This is a genomic window from Nodularia spumigena CCY9414 (assembly GCF_000340565.2).
Taxonomy (GTDB): Bacteria; Cyanobacteriota; Cyanobacteriia; order Cyanobacteriales; family Nostocaceae; genus Nodularia; species Nodularia spumigena.
On the sequence record NZ_CP007203.1, the window covers coordinates 4457867 to 4473210 of the forward strand.

Consider the following 15344-nt stretch of genomic DNA (forward strand, 5'->3'; position numbering starts at 1 on the left):
AAGTCAAAAGTCAAAAAGCTTGTTCTATAGGCTTTTGATTTATTTCAAATGGTTTATTTCCGCCGTGCTGTACTAGCCTAATGATGGTTAGAAGTTCTCGAAGTTAGCGATCGCCTGTTTCATTTTATCCACCACTTCATCCACAGGGATAGCTCCCAACTCCCCAGAAGCACGGGTACGGATACTCAAGCTGTTAGATTCCACTTCTTTAGCTCCGATCACCGCCATGACTGGGATTTTTTGTTTCTCTGCATTGCGGATAATTTTACCCAAGCGATCGCCACTGGTATCGACTTCTGCACGGATACCCTCAGCCACCATTTTTGCGGCGACATCCTTAGCAAAATCTAGCTGTGCTTCACCGACTGGTAACAATCTCGCTTGCACAGGTGCTAACCATAAAGGAAAATCCCCAGCGTACTCTTCAATTAAAATCCCAATTAGCCGTTCTAGAGAACCAAACGGCGCACGGTGAATCATCACAGGACGTTGGCGGGAACCATCTTCAGCTACATATTCTAAATCAAAGCGTTCTGGTAAATTGTAATCTACCTGAACAGTTCCTAATTGCCACTCCCGTTCTAAAGCATCACTAAAGATAAAATCTAGTTTGGGACCATAAAACGCCGCTTCCCCGATTCCCTCAAAGTAATTCATTCCCAACTTTTCCACAGCGCGGCGAATTGCACCTTCGGCTTTATCCCACACTTCATTAGAACCGATATACTTATCACTGGCTGGGTCGCGGAAACTGAGTCTAGCTTTAAAATTCTTCAATTGCAGACTCTTAAACACCGACAAAATCAAATCCACCACGTTGAGAAATTCACTGTCTAGCTGTTCAGGAGTCACAAACAGGTGGGAATCATCCACAGTAAAACCGCGCACTCTGGTTAAACCACCCAATTCTCCTGATTGTTCGTAGCGGTAAACAGTACCAAATTCTGCCAATCTAATTGGTAATTCCCGATAAGAACGTAACTCACTCTTGTATATTTGGATATGGAAGGGACAATTCATCGGCTTAAGGACAAAACCTTGCTCTAAAGCTGCGGCTTCCTCATCATCCGACATTAAAGGAAACATATCTTCCTTATACTTTTGCCAGTGTCCAGAAGTTTTAAATAAATCCACTCTCGCAATATGCGGCGTGACTACAGGTAAATAACCCCGTTTAAGCTGTTCCTTTTTGAGGAAATCTTCTAAAACACTCCGCAACAAAGTACCTTTAGGAGTCCACAAAGGTAAACCCGGCCCCACTTGTTCGGAAAATATAAATAAACCCAGTTCCTTACCAAGTTTACGGTGATCTCTTCGTAGCGCTTCTTCTTTGCGCCGCTTATATTCAGCCAGTTGTTCTGGACTTTCCCACGCAGTCGCATAGATGCGTTGTAACTGCGCCTTCGTTTCATCCCCACGCCAATAAGCACCGGCTACACTTTCTAATTCAATAGCTTTGGGGTTTAATTGACTGGTGTTTTCTACATGAGGTCCGGCGCACAAATCCCACCATTCATTACCCAGATGGTAAATTGTGATGGGTTCTTGTTTAATATCTCCCAGGATTTCGAGTTTGTAAGGTTCGTGAATTTCTGAGATTCTTTTTTCGGCTTCTTCCCGGCTGACTTCTTCCCGAATTACAGGTAATTTGCGATTAATAATCTTTACCATCTCTTTCTTGATGGCTTTCAAATCATTTTCGCTAAATGGTTCTGGACTATCGAAGTCGTAGTAAAAACCGTTTTCAATCCAGGGACCGATTGTAACTTGCGCTTTAGGAAACAGCTTTTGTACCGCCATTGCCATTACGTGAGAAGCTGTGTGGCGAATCTGCTTTAATGTTTCCGATTCGCTGGTCCGAGGTAAATAAATTTTTTCAGGCTGTTCTGATTTCACGAGAGATGAATTTGGCGACATCGGTTGCTGAACCATTAGCGAAGTGATTACAAAAAGTTAATTTTAGTTGTTGAAGCTGTAAAAAATCTACCCAGGGAGAAGAGGCAGGGGGGCAGGGTGCTGGGTGCTGGGGGGAAGAAACTTACTCTTAACTCAGCACTCAGCACTTTCCAGTCTGCTTCAAATATAACGAGTTTACTGGCTTTGATTACTGCCAAGTTGACTTTAAGATTTCAGTTTTATTAAAGCTTTTCTCATAAACCGCAGCAGATGAGTGTTAAGGAGTCAGCACCAAAGTAGGAAATTATGGCGTATTGGCTGGAGATACCTACGGTGAGCTACGTTAGCACCCTGCCGAAAATACTGTGACTGCTATATATCTGTATAGCTTTTGTCTATTTTGTCAAGTTTACACAAACCTTACGCCAATCTTAATATTACTCTATTTCGTAGCGATTAGAACAGATTTTTCCAGAATCTGTCTGAGGAAAGAGCATCAAAGAATGTTAAAAATTGTAAAAAATGTTAATATTATGAGGGGAGTTAGAAATATACTTTTTATTTATGCGAGACTCGAATTTACCAGGGGCTGAGATGCTGAAAACGGTGTTAGAACCTCTACTGGAGGATTTTAATGATTGGTTTGCGCGATCGCGTGAATTGTTAGAAACCGGGCAACTCTCATTTATGAGTCACGAGGAGCAATCAGATTTACTTTTGCGAGTCAAGCAAGCGCAAAATGAACTAAACGCAGCCAAGATGCTATTTACAGCCACGGATGGACAAGTCGGCGTTGAGATGACCATCTTAATGCCTTGGCATCGATTGGTAACAGAATGTTGGAATGTATCAATGCGCTTTCGTCAGACACAGGAAGTCTAAAACTGCGCTACTGGTTGATTTTTTGCAGACTGATTGGCATAACAACACGACACTATACAAGTCGCATTAAAGATTCAAAATCCTTAACATTATTTTTATTAAAAAATAATGTATCCCATGCTACTTTAGTTTGAATAGATTAACAAATTTTTCCATAAAACTATAGACGCACCCTGGGTGCGTGAGATGTTCATCTTCGCCGACTCTCACAATATAGGCGAAGCAAAAGGCTACCGAATAACGTTTTAAAACTTGCTGCTCTTAGAGGAAAATCCGATGTTACACCTACTTTACATTCTGGCTTTTACAATTCTGGCTGTTTTAGCCGTAGCTAACTTAATCCGCAACTTGATTATGTTCAGTTTTGATCGAGAACGAGTTTATCCCGGTAAATACTCATCAATGGATAATCAAGGCTATATGTCTTCGAGAAAACAATTTATTCCCCACCCAGAATTATTAGATAACGCTGGTAATTTAATTAAAGAACCTCTGTTAGTCATGCGTTCAGTTAACGTTGAAGATGCTCGTCAACAGTTAGATGCTCTTTATGAATCTTCTCCAGGACAAAAAAGCGACCGAGAAGAAGGTTAATTTTTCACAGTCGTAATTTAGTATTTGTAGCATTGGGGGTTTATTAATGAACCCCTATAATTACTGAAATTACTCCTGAACACAAGCTTGATATACAGGAAACCAGTTTTCATCTAAGATTTGTTCTAAGGAACCAATGGGGATGAGGGGAAATAGGTCAATTATTAGTTGAGAGCGATCGCTTGCTTCTTTTCTGGCTTCTTGATAACATAGATCGAATATTTCTAAAATATAAGGTTTTAAACTCGGACTATCTTGAAGTTCATCTTTTATCTGTCTGCGGAATGTCCTAATTTCCCCTTTCCAATGTCCTTGATTCCGTTCTCTCTCCCCATCCCAACACTTGAGTTTTAGTAGATGTTCCAGAAGCTTAATCAATAAACTTTTAATTGCGCGCTTCTGACTTCTCCCCATATTTTCTAACTCTTCTAACAAATTATCCAAATCAACCGCAGAAAGCTGTCCCGTGCGAAGTTGATTAATAGTTGTCCTCAGCCACAGATAATAATCTTGGTCATATAAGGTTTGAGTGGCTGGTTGTATTATTGGTGACACCATAAACTACCTCTACTCCTACTCTTCTTGAGAAATTCTCAATCCTTACTCTCTGCGCCTCTGCGCCTGGAGCGTGAGATAGGGGTCTATAAATAAACCCCTATAAACCTTCTGGTTACGCTTCAATCACCACCCGCAGATTACCGCGTTTTTTCACAACCCGACAAGCTGTCGTACTTCCAGAACGCTCAAACTCCAAATCTAGGATAGTAGCGCCTACCTTCAAATTATGAAACGATAGAGAATTAATTGATTCTGGTAAAGTCGGATGAATAATTCGCAAACAATTATTTTGAGCATCAGGGACTAAATTAACTACCATTTGCAGCAATTGAAATATAGTACCAGTCGCCCAAGCTTGTGGTGAACAAGCAACAGGATACTGTACCGGCGCATCATCTCCATTACGTTCATAACCGCAGAAAAGTTCTGGAGGACGTTGATATGGTTGCTGACTAGTCATATCAAACAAACCTTGGAAAACTTCTAAAGCTTGATCAATTAAACCGAGCGATCGCAATCCCATTGCAATGAGAGAATTATCATGAGGCCAAACTGAACCAATATGATAACCCATTGGATTGTACGCTGGCGACAAACTGCTCAAAGTCCGAATCCCCCAGCCATTAAACATATCTGGCGCGCGCAACCGTTCCGCCACACTGTAGGCTTTTTCCGGTGTGAAAATTCCTAAACTTAAACAGTGTCCAGGATTAGATGTAATACTTTCCACTGGTTTACCATCGCCATCTAAAGCCAAGGCGCAGAAATCTTGGTCTTTTATCCAAAAATCTTGATTAAAACGCACCTTTAGGTGTCTAGCCTCATCTAGCCAGCGTTCTGCTAAGTCTAGCCGCTTCTTCATCTTAGCAACTTCTGCTAGCTGAATTTTGGCTGCATAAACATAAGCTTGTACCTCACTCAAAGCAATGGGACCAGTGGCTAACTCACCCTTATGGTTCACGATACAGTCACCAGAATCTTTCCATCCTTGGTTAGCCAAACCGCGTTGAGATTTACAGTAATAAGTCAAATAGCTACTTTGTTTGAGATGAAGGTCAATCCATTCCATCGCTGCTAAAGCATTCGGCCAAAGCTTCTCTAGAGTTTCTTGATCGTGAGTCCAAGCGTAGTATTCAGCATACAACATCAACCATAGGGGAGTCGCATCAACAGTCCCGTAGTAGGGTGTATGGGGAATTTCTTCACAGCGCGCCATTTCCCCAAACCGTAACTCGTGTAAAATTTTCCCTGGTTCTTCTTCGCGCCAATTATCCTCAGTTTTCCCTTGATATGACGCTAATATCATCAAGGTTTCTTTAGCAATTTCAGGATTTAGCATCAGGGTTTGGGAAGCTGTAATTAATGAATCTCTGCCAAATAAGGCGGAAAACCAAGGGACACCCGCAGAAACAGTCTTATTCTTCCCAAAAGACTGACGCAACAAATACAAATCTTGTTCAGCGCGTTCAATTACACGATTAAAGAGACTTTTATCTGATCTAATTTGTGTAATTTGCTGTATCCATTCTTGTTCTTCCATCAACTCAGCCGCTTTGGCTTGTACTAAGGTGAAAGCAGCACTGACTTTAGAACTTGGCTGATGGTTGGTTAACATATTGATTCTGTAACCCAGCTTTTGGGTTTCGTGGGAAGCTAAATCCAATCGCCAAATAGCTGTGTAACCCTGGAAATCGTCTGGTTGACGATACTGGAATTGGATACGAGATTCCATTAAGAAGCCATCCAAACCTTGATAAGCTAAGGTCAAAGATTCTTGAGGTGTGGATTCTACTAAGCGTAAACGTTGACCCCTTTTTTCTCTCTTAGCACCGCGAACTTCAAATAAATCGACAAAATCGGCATCGAAGCTGATACTTAATTCAAAGCTAACGTTTGTGGTGCTGTAATTAGATATTTCAATTTCTTCAAATAGCGCCCCATTGAGGACAATTTCTCGACGAATACCTATGGTTTCAGCCTTCAGGTGTTCGTCAATATTCGGGTTAGTACACAGAACTGAAATTGCAAACCCTTTTTGGGCAGTACTGCTTAGAAGGATAGGCGATCGCCTGTCAATTTGCAACTCTAGACGATTGAGAAATCTGGTGTCAGCACAAAATAGTCCCACGTTGGGGTTCCCATCCTGGAGAGAACAGCCAGAAATGTTCCCCATTGTATCCGTCACCAAAAATAAATCATCATCTTTAACTGTCAGAGTTGGTTGTGGTCTTTCACTCACAACAGAAGGCCATTCTGGTATAGATAATTGTGCTGCGGGAGTAAAAGTTTTGCCATCTAAAGAAATTTTTTCCAGGGTCGTCAGTGTATCCGGTGTCATGAGCGAGAGTTCCTTTTTCCAGGTATATATCAATGGGGTCAACAGGGGAAAGTGCTTTTATAAAAAGGTTTCAGACTTTTGGTGTCAAATTAAGATGCACAAATTTTTAACAAAGGCAAAGAGAAAAAATTGATCACAAATCTTTACTAGATTATATTTTTTATATCTAAAGTCAAGGCTGAAAAACGGTGATTTTCAGCTAATTAATCTAACTGTAAACCTTCTCACTCCTCATGGAAACAGAATACTTAGCCAAGATACTAAACTTGCTCATGGTGATAATTTGATTGGGCGATAAACTCCAAAAATTAGATAAAATCGTCGGAATAATTCGGGAAGAATATTAAAGATTTTTGGGTAAAAAAGGCTGAATTTAAATAGAATGAATAGTTATGCAATCAGAATAAGAGAAATAATGACAGTAGTTATTTATTGCTAGGGGTTTAATTAATTGCGCGGGTCAAAAGGCGATAGCGGGGGTGGGGTAGCCATGAAATGAATCGACCAGAGATGAACTCAGATAAATTGGTAGTTAGCAGATGAGGAAATCTGATAAATTTTGCTCAGTATAGCTACTCAAATATTATTTCTCAAAAAGTTGGTAAAATAAGCGAGCGAGAGAATTTTCCACTGGCTAATTTTGCATTAAGGGGCAATTTTAGGTAAATACACGGCTGCTAAGTTTGATAATAAAGCTGTCTGTTGAATGTATATTGGGCTTAGTAGCCTATGATTTTAAACCTGATGATACCAGCAAAGGTAACACAAAAACTGCAAAATAAATATCAAGACAATGTAGCAAAACACTTATATATCCGAGGTTACGACCCATGAATGTACTATTTTTGTTGGTCTAGTCTTGGAGATTTTACCAACGCTGTCACTACCTTTGTGAAATGTGTTGTTAACGATTCTTTACATATTTCAACTGTCTGCTGCACTTGAGAGTCCGTTGTAATTTGTACAATGCAGCTATGACTTGAATCTTTATTGTGATTGGGCTTTTCTTTAACGATATTCATGAGCATTTCGTCTTCTGTGCTGAGTGATCTGCTAGAGTCTATACCCTACCTGCGACCCCAGCTATATTTCAAGGCTTCACTAACAGCCCTTTCCCATGCGATGGAAGATCAGGTTTTGGCTGCAACTTTGGAGCAGCCTTTGATAATTGCTAGCTTCCAACGAGAGCGATACTATCGCCAAGAAGCTCATCGCTATCAGCGTTTAGCTATGCGTAGTAATCAAATATACGTCTTATCCGCACCAGAGACAGACTTTATCAACAGTTCGGAATATTATGAAAAGGTAGCCTTTGAGCCAGAAGATGCCTTAAGTCAAGAATGGCATTTGGTGGTAATTGCTAATAACTATGCTACTTGTTTGGTGTGCCGAGAAAGCCTGGGTTCCATTGCCAAAAACCAGCAGTTACCAGAATTTACTCCTAGTCTCGATATGGATACGGCTAGGAGGTTTGAAGGAATCTGGACATCAGAACGGGGAGTGAGCCTCAAAGCAGCTGATTTGCTGTTAAACAGAATTTCGGTTTACAAACCAGACCTGGGAGACAAAATTAAACAGGCTCGCCAGAGGTTTGGGATTGGGGAAACTAGAAAATATTCCCCAGCAGCACAAATGACTGAATTTGCTTGTGATATCGATACCGACCCGTTTGTGCAGCGCTTGGTGACTTATCTGCAAGCTAGCCAGTATAAATTGCATAAAGCCTATCGTTCGATCACTGCCCAAGCACGAAAAGAGCGTTTAGTCAACTCTATCAGTACGGCAATTAGGCGATCGCTTGACCCCCACGAAGTCCTACAAGTAGCTGCACAAGAGCTAGGACAACACTTAGGGGCTAGTCGCTGTTTAATTTACCGCGCTCAGGCTACAGATGCACAGGCACAGATTAAACATGAGTTTTTGATTCCTGGGATTTCACCTGTGGGTGGGCAAAGTTGGCAATTAGAGGAAAATCATTTATTTCAAGAAGCAATCCAAAACGGTGAGGGCGTTTGTGTAGCGGATACCCTGAGTGACCCTCGTGTTACCAAATCCAAAAAACTATCCGCAATTGCCCAAAAATTCGCTATTCGTTCTTGGTTAATCGAACCAGTCTTATTTCAAGGACGGTTGTTAGGCATTGTGGAATTGCACTATTGCAGTGTACCACCACACGAGTGGCAACCAGGAGAATTAGACTTGGTAAAGGCGATCGCTACCCAAATGGGCGCAGCATTAATCCAAGCTGAGGCTTACGCCAACCTAGAAGACCTGAACCAGCAGCTAGAAGCCCTAGACCGCACCCGCAGCAACTTAATCGCCATTACCGGACACGAACTCCGCACGCCCCTATCCACAATTCAGGTGTGCTTAGAAAGTCTGGCGACTGAACCGGATATGCCTTTAGAATTGCAACAGGTAATGCTGAGTACGGCACTTTCCGACTCAGAACGAATGCGGAAACTGGTGCAAGATTTCCTCACCCTTTCCAACTTAGAAAGCGGACGGGTAGAATGGCATCCAGAATCCTTGACTTTACAAGAATGTGTGGATTTAGCCCTCAGCCGACTTCGCACCCGTTCCTCAGCCGAGAAACCCCCCCAAGTCAAAACTCAAATTGCCGAAAATCTGCCTTTAGTCAGGGCTGATGGTGATTGGTTGGTGGAGGTAATCGCCAAACTGATGGATAATGCTTGTAAATTCACACTGCCTGAAGGCCAGATTACAATTACCGCCACCCAAAACAGCAATCAGATGGTGGAGGTGACTGTGGCTGATACTGGACGTGGTATTGAACCCAATCGCCTAGAAATAGTCTTTGACCGCTTTTATCAAGAAGAAGGAGCGTTGCGGCGAACCACTGGCGGGACGGGCTTGGGGCTAGCAATTAGCCGTCAAATTGTCAATGGCTGGGGTGGGGAAATTTGGGCCCAATCCAATGGTAAAGACCAAGGTAGCCAGTTTCATTTCACTGTTCCTATCGCTCAAGTGAGCTATGAGGAAAAGCGCCCAAAAGTCAAGAGTAAGTTGTAATTCTCAGAAGAACCTCACCCCCAGCCCCTCTCCTTATCAAGGAGAGGGGAGAGTTTGCTCACCAATGACTAATGACGAATGACTAAAAACTGTTACAGTCTATGACGCGATCGCCATATGATCATGTTGGCAATGTTAGGATGCCCTAAAAACGTTGAGAGAGAGACACCTTTATGGCAGAAACACTTTCTGGACAAACTCCGCTATTTGGTGGTAGCACTGGCGGTTTGCTGACCAAAGCAAGAGAAGAAGAAAAGTACGCTATCACTTGGACAAGCCCTAAAGAGCAAGTTTTTGAAATGCCTACAGGTGGTTCTGCCACTATGCTCAAAGGCGAAAACCTGCTATACATAGCTCGTAAAGAATATGGTATCGCATTGGGCGGTCAACTCCGGAAATTCAAAATCACAGATTACAAAATTTACCGGATTTTACCCTCTGGAGAAACCACTTTCATTCACCCGGCTGATGGTGTGTTCCCAGAAAAAGTTAACGCAGGACGCGAAAAAGTACGTCATGTACCTCGCAGCATTGGGGAAAACCCCAGTCCCGCAAAACTTAAGTTCAGTGGTAAAGCTACCCACGATGTTTAGAGGCTAGAAAGTGGGGAGTAGGGAGTAGGGAGTAGGGAGTAGTGAAAAGAAGGGGACAAATTTGATACCCAATTTTCCATTCTCCATTCTCTAATTTCCCCATTCCCCATTCCCCACTCCCAATTCCCAAAATTCTATGATGTTCCCCGATTTTTCTGATTTTTCGCAGCTAGCTTTACAAGGTAATTTTGTGCCAGTGTATCAGGAATGGATAGCAGACCTAGATACGCCTGTTTCAGCTTGGTATAAAGTTTGTGCTGGTCAGCCTTACAGTTTTTTGCTGGAATCAGTGGAAGGTGGGGAGAATATCGGACGTTATAGTTTACTCGGTTGCAATCCGTTATGGATTTTATCAGCAAGGGGTGAGACTACAACTCAGACACATCGAGACGGTTCGCAAGTTGTTTTTGCAGGCGACCCCTTTACAGCTTTAGCCCAATGTCTGGAACCTTTTAAACCAGTGACTTTACCCCAACTACCGCCGGGAATTGGGGGATTGTTTGGATTTTGGGGCTATGAATTGATTCGCTGGATTGAGCCACGTGTGCCAGTTCATCCACCTGATGAGGGTAATATCCCTGATGGATTATGGATGCAGGTAGACCACCTGTTGATTTTTGACCAGGTGAAGCGGAAAATTTGGGCGATCGCCTACGCAGATTTACGTAACCCAAAAGTAGATTTGCAACAGGCTTATGAACAAGCGTGCGATCGCGTTACCCAGATGTTGTGTAAGTTATCTTTACCAGTATCGCCACAAAAAACTATTTTAGAATGGACTCCCCCAGGAACGCAGAATATGGGGGGAATAGAAGAATATACGAGTAACTTGACTCGGACAGAATTTTGTGCTAGTGTAGAAAAAGCAAAAGAATATATTAAAGCTGGCGACATTTTCCAAGTAGTAATTTCCCAGCGTTTATCAACAGAATATACAGGCGATGCCTTCGCGCTTTATCGTTCCCTGCGCCAGATTAATCCTTCGCCTTACATGGCGTTCTTTAATTTCCAAGATTGGCAAATTATCGGTTCCAGTCCAGAGGTGATGGTAAAAGCCGAACGGGATGCAGATGGTGGGGTATTAGCCACAGTGCGCCCGATTGCGGGGACACGTCCACGGGGGAAAACCATGAAGGAGGATGAAGCCTTTGCAGAGGATTTACTTCAAGACCCCAAGGAAACTGCGGAACACGTAATGCTAGTTGATTTAGGGCGGAATGATTTGGGGCGGGTTTGTGAAAGTGGTAGCGTCAAAGTTGATGAATTAATGATAGTTGAGCGTTATTCCCATGTGATGCACATTGTGAGTAATGTGGTGGGTAAGTTAGCACCAAATAAAACGGCTTGGGATTTACTCAAGGCTTGTTTCCCTGCGGGGACGGTGAGTGGTGCGCCTAAAATTCGGGCGATGGAAATTATTAATGAGTTGGAACCGAGTCGCCGGGGTGTTTATTCTGGTGTCTATGGTTATTACGATTTTGAGGGACAATTGAATAGTGCGATCGCAATTCGTACAATGGTATTGCAGAATAATACTGTAACTGTCCAAGCTGGTGCAGGTTTGGTGGCTGATTCTGAACCGGAAAAGGAATATGAGGAGACTTTGAATAAGGCGCGGGGGTTGTTGATAGCAATTCGTTGTTTACAATGATCTTTTTTATCACGCTCCAGGCGCAGAGGCGCAGAGAGTAAGAGATGAGACGAGTTTAATATGTTCCTACTTCAATAATATTAAACTACGGTGGGGTGGGCATCTTGCCCGCCTATGTTAAAATATATGTGAAATAGCTTAGTTTTATTGCGAAAGGATTAAGTTTAATACGTTTAATTCACGGGAGTTTAATAGATATTTATCTGTAAAAAGTTGTTTTCTAATTTCTGCTAAGGAGTAACTTCTAAATACTACAAATGGAAATTCTTGATATTTATGTCCTATTGGTAATATATTAGTTACAGGGTATAATAGGCGAATATATGCGGCTAGGATATCACGGAATCTCTCGTCTTCTGGTTCTTCTATTTCATTAGTAAAATATTCGCTCATTACTTCACCACTAATAAAGGCAAATAATGGTAAGGCGTAATATTGATCAATATTTTTACTCTTTTGTGTTAATTTTTGTGTCTTGGATGACGCATTTTGTAATTTATGCACTAGCTCAATTGCATCTTTAATCGCAAACCTTAAATTTTCGGGATACGTTTGATTTTGGCTAATTCTTTTCATATTTTGCCATAATTCTGCATTGGCGTATTGTTCAATGTCTAGTAATTTTATTTGATACGATTCTTCTATATTTGCTGTGGGTACTAATAGCAAACCACCGTTAATATAGCCTAACTCCAGTGCGTCAAAATCTAGTAATTTATCAAAGGTATTAGCAAGTTGTAAGAATTTATTATTAAAAGTTTTTTGTAATATTAGATAACTTTCTTCTGCGCCTTTCTGAACAACAAAATCACCATCTCCCATGAGTTTTTCTAAACTGGTATAGACTTTTTCTAATAATTCATGACTGCGGTTCATTTGGTGTTCTTTTTTGATTTGGTTAATCAGATTTACCATTTGGCTAGAAAATGTTTCCCCAGCAGCTAAAATCGATTTTCCCCCGATAGGAATCAGAATATATTTTTTTCTTCCAATATTACCATAGCCATAAATTCTCGTCATGATAGACGCTTTGAGAATTAACAGCAGGTTTAATAAACTTAAAACGCTTTCTTTTACAGATAGTTGCGGGTTATCTTCGTAATAAAAGGAACGTTCGGCTAAATAGAAAAATAAATATTTATCTTGGTTATCTAGATAATCATTTCCTCTCCCTCGATAAATTACCTGAATGATTTCCATCAGGTTTTTTTCAATTTCAAATTTGGGTATTTCCACTAAAATGTGCTTGGCTTTGGGAAAGGATAAACCCCGACTTCCCGAAGCAGTCATGAAAATTACTTTGACATTTTCTTGATATCTTTGAATTTCTTGTTTTTCTAACTCCGAGATATTCGCGTGTATTTCTAGATAATGGCTATTTTTCTGAAAGTTACCTTCGCCTAACTTGTCCTGGATTTTATCAATAAGTTCCGAGAGTTTGGGTTTATTTTGGATGTATACTATAAATTGTGCAACGTCTGAATTTTCTAAAAGATTTTGAATATCTGTAAAAATTGCCTCTAAAAGATTTTTCTCTAAATTAGATTTATCCTTTAATCGCGCCTTATCGGTAAATTTGCAAGACTCGATCAAAATTTGATAGCTAATAGTTAAACTTTTCGCTGGGTAGGAGTTAGCGTTAATGATGGAAGCAGGTAAATTTTTAAAGTTTAAATCTTCCACCGACAAGGGTTGAATATTATCCCCAGCGTGACGGAAGTAGATTTTATTCGGTTCAGGTGTGGTATCTTCTAAATGTTGACGAATCACATTTTGATCAACGATGGAAGCATCTGCAATAATTACCTTGGTATTAAAACCATTTTCAGGGTTGGTTAATTCATATCGCTTGATAATTTTATGAATACCATCAAGAAATTCTACCCCTCCCTCATCACCTGTAATTTCGTCTATCATGATAAATAGATGTTTGATGCGACGAGAGATATTTTGCATTTTTTCCGGGAATACTTTCTCTTCTCTGGTGTTGTATGCGTCGCGGAAGATTTTTTCCAGATGTTTTAATGTATCTCCGCTATCGGTTTTTTTTAATGACTGAGTAGAAGCAGTAGCGATAATATTCTGCGATAATTCCTGCGAGATGACAGTATATAGTCCTTCGCAAAGACTATTTAAAACACCTTTGGTTTTTTGTCCTGCGTCTTGAATAGTATCATCGGTAATATGTTCAAGTCGGTTGCTGCGTCTAGCTTTTCTGGCTACATTTTCACTATTGAGAAAGTGAACTCCTCCTTGGACAAAATCATTCTGATATTGATTGGAAGTATATTCAACTGAACATTTACCAGAGTTATCTTTAATTAGGTGACTATGAGTATTGATAGCCAAAATTCTCTCATCGACTAATTTCGTAGTTTGTTTATCTTTGAATTTTTCGATGATGTCGAGATTTACCTGTTTGCGGGGACTGACATAGAAAAATATAAAGCCTTCATCGAGATGATTTTTGAGAAAATTAACAATAGCTGTGGTTTTACCAATACCAGGGTTTCCGGTGAGGAATATATAGGTTTTGTCGGAGAGGAGAGATTTTTGAATTAGCTGACTATGTGCGTCACGAAAATTGCAATTTCCCGTTAAACCTAAGTCAGAAATTAACTCTGAGGGAACTTGGGCGACGGAGTTAGAAAAGTCGCTGATTTTCTCTGTGTGACGTGGTATGATATTGATGCTATTTGGCGTAATGCCTAAAAGTGAATTGACAAATTCTTGACCTTTGTCAAATGTTCTGAAGGCGTTACGTGTGATTTGATTGAGAACTCGATGACGCGCGTCGGTAATTTCTTCTTTGTTATCATGGTGTTTATAGATTTGATAACAAGTCTGAAAAATGTTGAGGTTTTCTGGTTGAATAGATATAGTATTGAATGAGCGATCGCTATAACCAACAGCATTTAATATCGGTGCTGAGATATCTGATATCATCCCGGTTTCTTCGAGAAATTGATAAAAGCTATAAATATAACCAGCAGCTTGAATTAATTTGGCGCTTTCCTTGTCTTTATATTTAAAAGCTGTGAAATAGTCTGTTAAACCTGGCGAAAAATCTAAACCTAAAGAATTAGTATCAATACTCAAGCTAGAAAATACGCTTTTAGAACGAATATAGTTAACATCCCGCATTAATAAGCGGCGAATAATTTCTACATAATCAATATTTTGGATATCTTCGTCGGTGTGAATGGAAAATACCGATAAGTCAAGACACAAAACCCGATACTTACGCCGATATTTGAGCAAAATTAAAGTATCGGCGTTGAGAAAATCACCTTTCGCTTTATATTTACTAATATAGTTAGCAGTATTTTCTAATTTATCAAACTGGGAGAGAACATCTTTAAACCATTGCGTCTCATCGGTTTCATAAGTTCCAATACTGTTATCACCATGAAAGCAGCATTGATAATATAAAATTTCCAGATGTCGGAAGTTCTCTGGTTTATCGCATCCCACAGATGTGAGATATTCGCGAAAGAAATTTAATCCCGATAAAAATCCCTTTTGAACAAAAAATTGACACCAAGTATCAGCTATCTCTCTGTCTCGTTTGCTGACTACTTTATCAACTATTCTTTGTCGAATTTTAGAGAATTTCAGATGTTTAAGTTCGCTGCGATATAAGTTTCCAAATCGCTGCTTGATTTGGTTTTGGTGAATGTAGGATAAAATCCCAATATTAAATCCTACTTCAAATAATCTTCCTAAGTCATCAGCTATTTTTGCTGTCATTTTAATTTATTCTATTATTTTTTAGGACTTACGCAATAACTCTCTGCAA

At 40.4% G+C, this 15344-nt stretch carries 9 protein-coding genes; 5 read left to right on the forward strand and 4 right to left on the reverse strand.

The features are described from left to right. Positions 1 to 87: 87 nt before the first annotated feature. Complete coding sequence (gene thrS / locus NSP_RS19495) at positions 88 to 1932, reverse strand: threonine--tRNA ligase (RefSeq protein ID WP_071839338.1); 1845 nt, start codon at positions 1930 to 1932, stop codon at positions 88 to 90. Between the two features lie 528 nt (positions 1933 to 2460). Between thrS and NSP_RS19500 the strand changes: the two genes are divergently transcribed. Together NSP_RS19500 and NSP_RS19505 are read left to right on the forward strand one after the other, a co-directional pair. Beyond that, on the forward strand, positions 2461 to 2778 hold the full coding sequence (locus NSP_RS19500) for a DUF2605 domain-containing protein (protein WP_006198569.1): 318 nt from the start codon (positions 2461 to 2463) through the stop codon (positions 2776 to 2778). 276 nt (positions 2779 to 3054) lie between these two features. Next, positions 3055 to 3372 (forward strand): DUF2973 domain-containing protein, encoded by a 318-nt coding sequence (locus tag NSP_RS19505; protein WP_006198570.1) that lies wholly within the window; start codon positions 3055 to 3057, stop codon positions 3370 to 3372. Between the two features lie 69 nt (positions 3373 to 3441). Here NSP_RS19505 and NSP_RS19510 read toward each other — a convergent pair whose 3' ends face one another. Together NSP_RS19510 and NSP_RS19515 are read right to left on the reverse strand one after the other, a co-directional pair. Next, the gene (locus NSP_RS19510; protein ID WP_006198571.1) at positions 3442 to 3930 is read right to left on the reverse strand and encodes a DUF29 domain-containing protein; all 489 of its coding nucleotides are present in this window, start codon (positions 3928 to 3930) and stop codon (positions 3442 to 3444) included. A gap of 112 nt (positions 3931 to 4042) precedes the next feature. Beyond that, positions 4043 to 6268 (reverse strand): amylo-alpha-1,6-glucosidase, encoded by a 2226-nt coding sequence (locus NSP_RS19515; RefSeq protein ID WP_006198572.1) that lies wholly within the window; start codon positions 6266 to 6268, stop codon positions 4043 to 4045. A gap of 1020 nt (positions 6269 to 7288) precedes the next feature. Here NSP_RS19515 and NSP_RS19525 point away from each other — a divergent pair. The 3 genes from NSP_RS19525 to trpE all read left to right on the forward strand — a co-directional run bounded on the left by NSP_RS19525 (position 7289) and on the right by trpE (position 11545). Beyond that, positions 7289 to 9301: a DICT sensory domain-containing protein gene (locus tag NSP_RS19525; protein WP_006198573.1), complete on the forward strand. Its 2013-nt coding sequence runs from the start codon at positions 7289 to 7291 to the stop codon at positions 9299 to 9301. Positions 9302 to 9474: 173 nt separating this feature from the next. Continuing rightward, complete coding sequence (locus NSP_RS19530) at positions 9475 to 9894, forward strand: photosystem I reaction center subunit II PsaD (protein ID WP_006198574.1); 420 nt, start codon at positions 9475 to 9477, stop codon at positions 9892 to 9894. Positions 9895 to 10030: 136 nt separating this feature from the next. Then, a complete protein-coding gene (trpE, locus tag NSP_RS19535) occupies positions 10031 to 11545 on the forward strand; it encodes an anthranilate synthase component I (RefSeq protein ID WP_042202922.1) in 1515 nt (504 codons plus the stop codon). A 144-nt stretch (positions 11546 to 11689) separates the two neighbouring features. On the opposite strand, the gene NSP_RS19540 is transcribed toward trpE, so the two are convergent. Beyond that, a complete protein-coding gene (locus NSP_RS19540) occupies positions 11690 to 15295 on the reverse strand; it encodes a helicase-related protein (protein ID WP_006198576.1) in 3606 nt (1201 codons plus the stop codon). Between the last annotated feature and the right edge of the window lie 49 nt (positions 15296 to 15344).

What these genes read in the sequence shown, in the direction of transcription:
- NSP_RS19530 (WP_006198574.1), top strand. Translation starts at nt 9,475, where the DNA reads ATGGCAGAAACACTTTCTGGACAAACTCCGCTATTTGGTGGTAGCACT.
- NSP_RS19515 (WP_006198572.1), bottom strand. Translation starts at nt 6,268, where the DNA reads ATGACACCGGATACACTGACGACCCTGGAAAAAATTTCTTTAGATGGC.
- NSP_RS19505 (WP_006198570.1), top strand. Translation starts at nt 3,055, where the DNA reads ATGTTACACCTACTTTACATTCTGGCTTTTACAATTCTGGCTGTTTTA.
- NSP_RS19500 (WP_006198569.1), top strand. Translation starts at nt 2,461, where the DNA reads ATGCGAGACTCGAATTTACCAGGGGCTGAGATGCTGAAAACGGTGTTA.
- NSP_RS19525 (WP_006198573.1), top strand. Translation starts at nt 7,289, where the DNA reads ATGAGCATTTCGTCTTCTGTGCTGAGTGATCTGCTAGAGTCTATACCC.
- thrS (WP_071839338.1), bottom strand. Translation starts at nt 1,932, where the DNA reads ATGGTTCAGCAACCGATGTCGCCAAATTCATCTCTCGTGAAATCAGAA.
- trpE (WP_042202922.1), top strand. Translation starts at nt 10,031, where the DNA reads ATGATGTTCCCCGATTTTTCTGATTTTTCGCAGCTAGCTTTACAAGGT.
- NSP_RS19540 (WP_006198576.1), bottom strand. Translation starts at nt 15,295, where the DNA reads ATGACAGCAAAAATAGCTGATGACTTAGGAAGATTATTTGAAGTAGGA.
- NSP_RS19510 (WP_006198571.1), bottom strand. Translation starts at nt 3,930, where the DNA reads ATGGTGTCACCAATAATACAACCAGCCACTCAAACCTTATATGACCAA.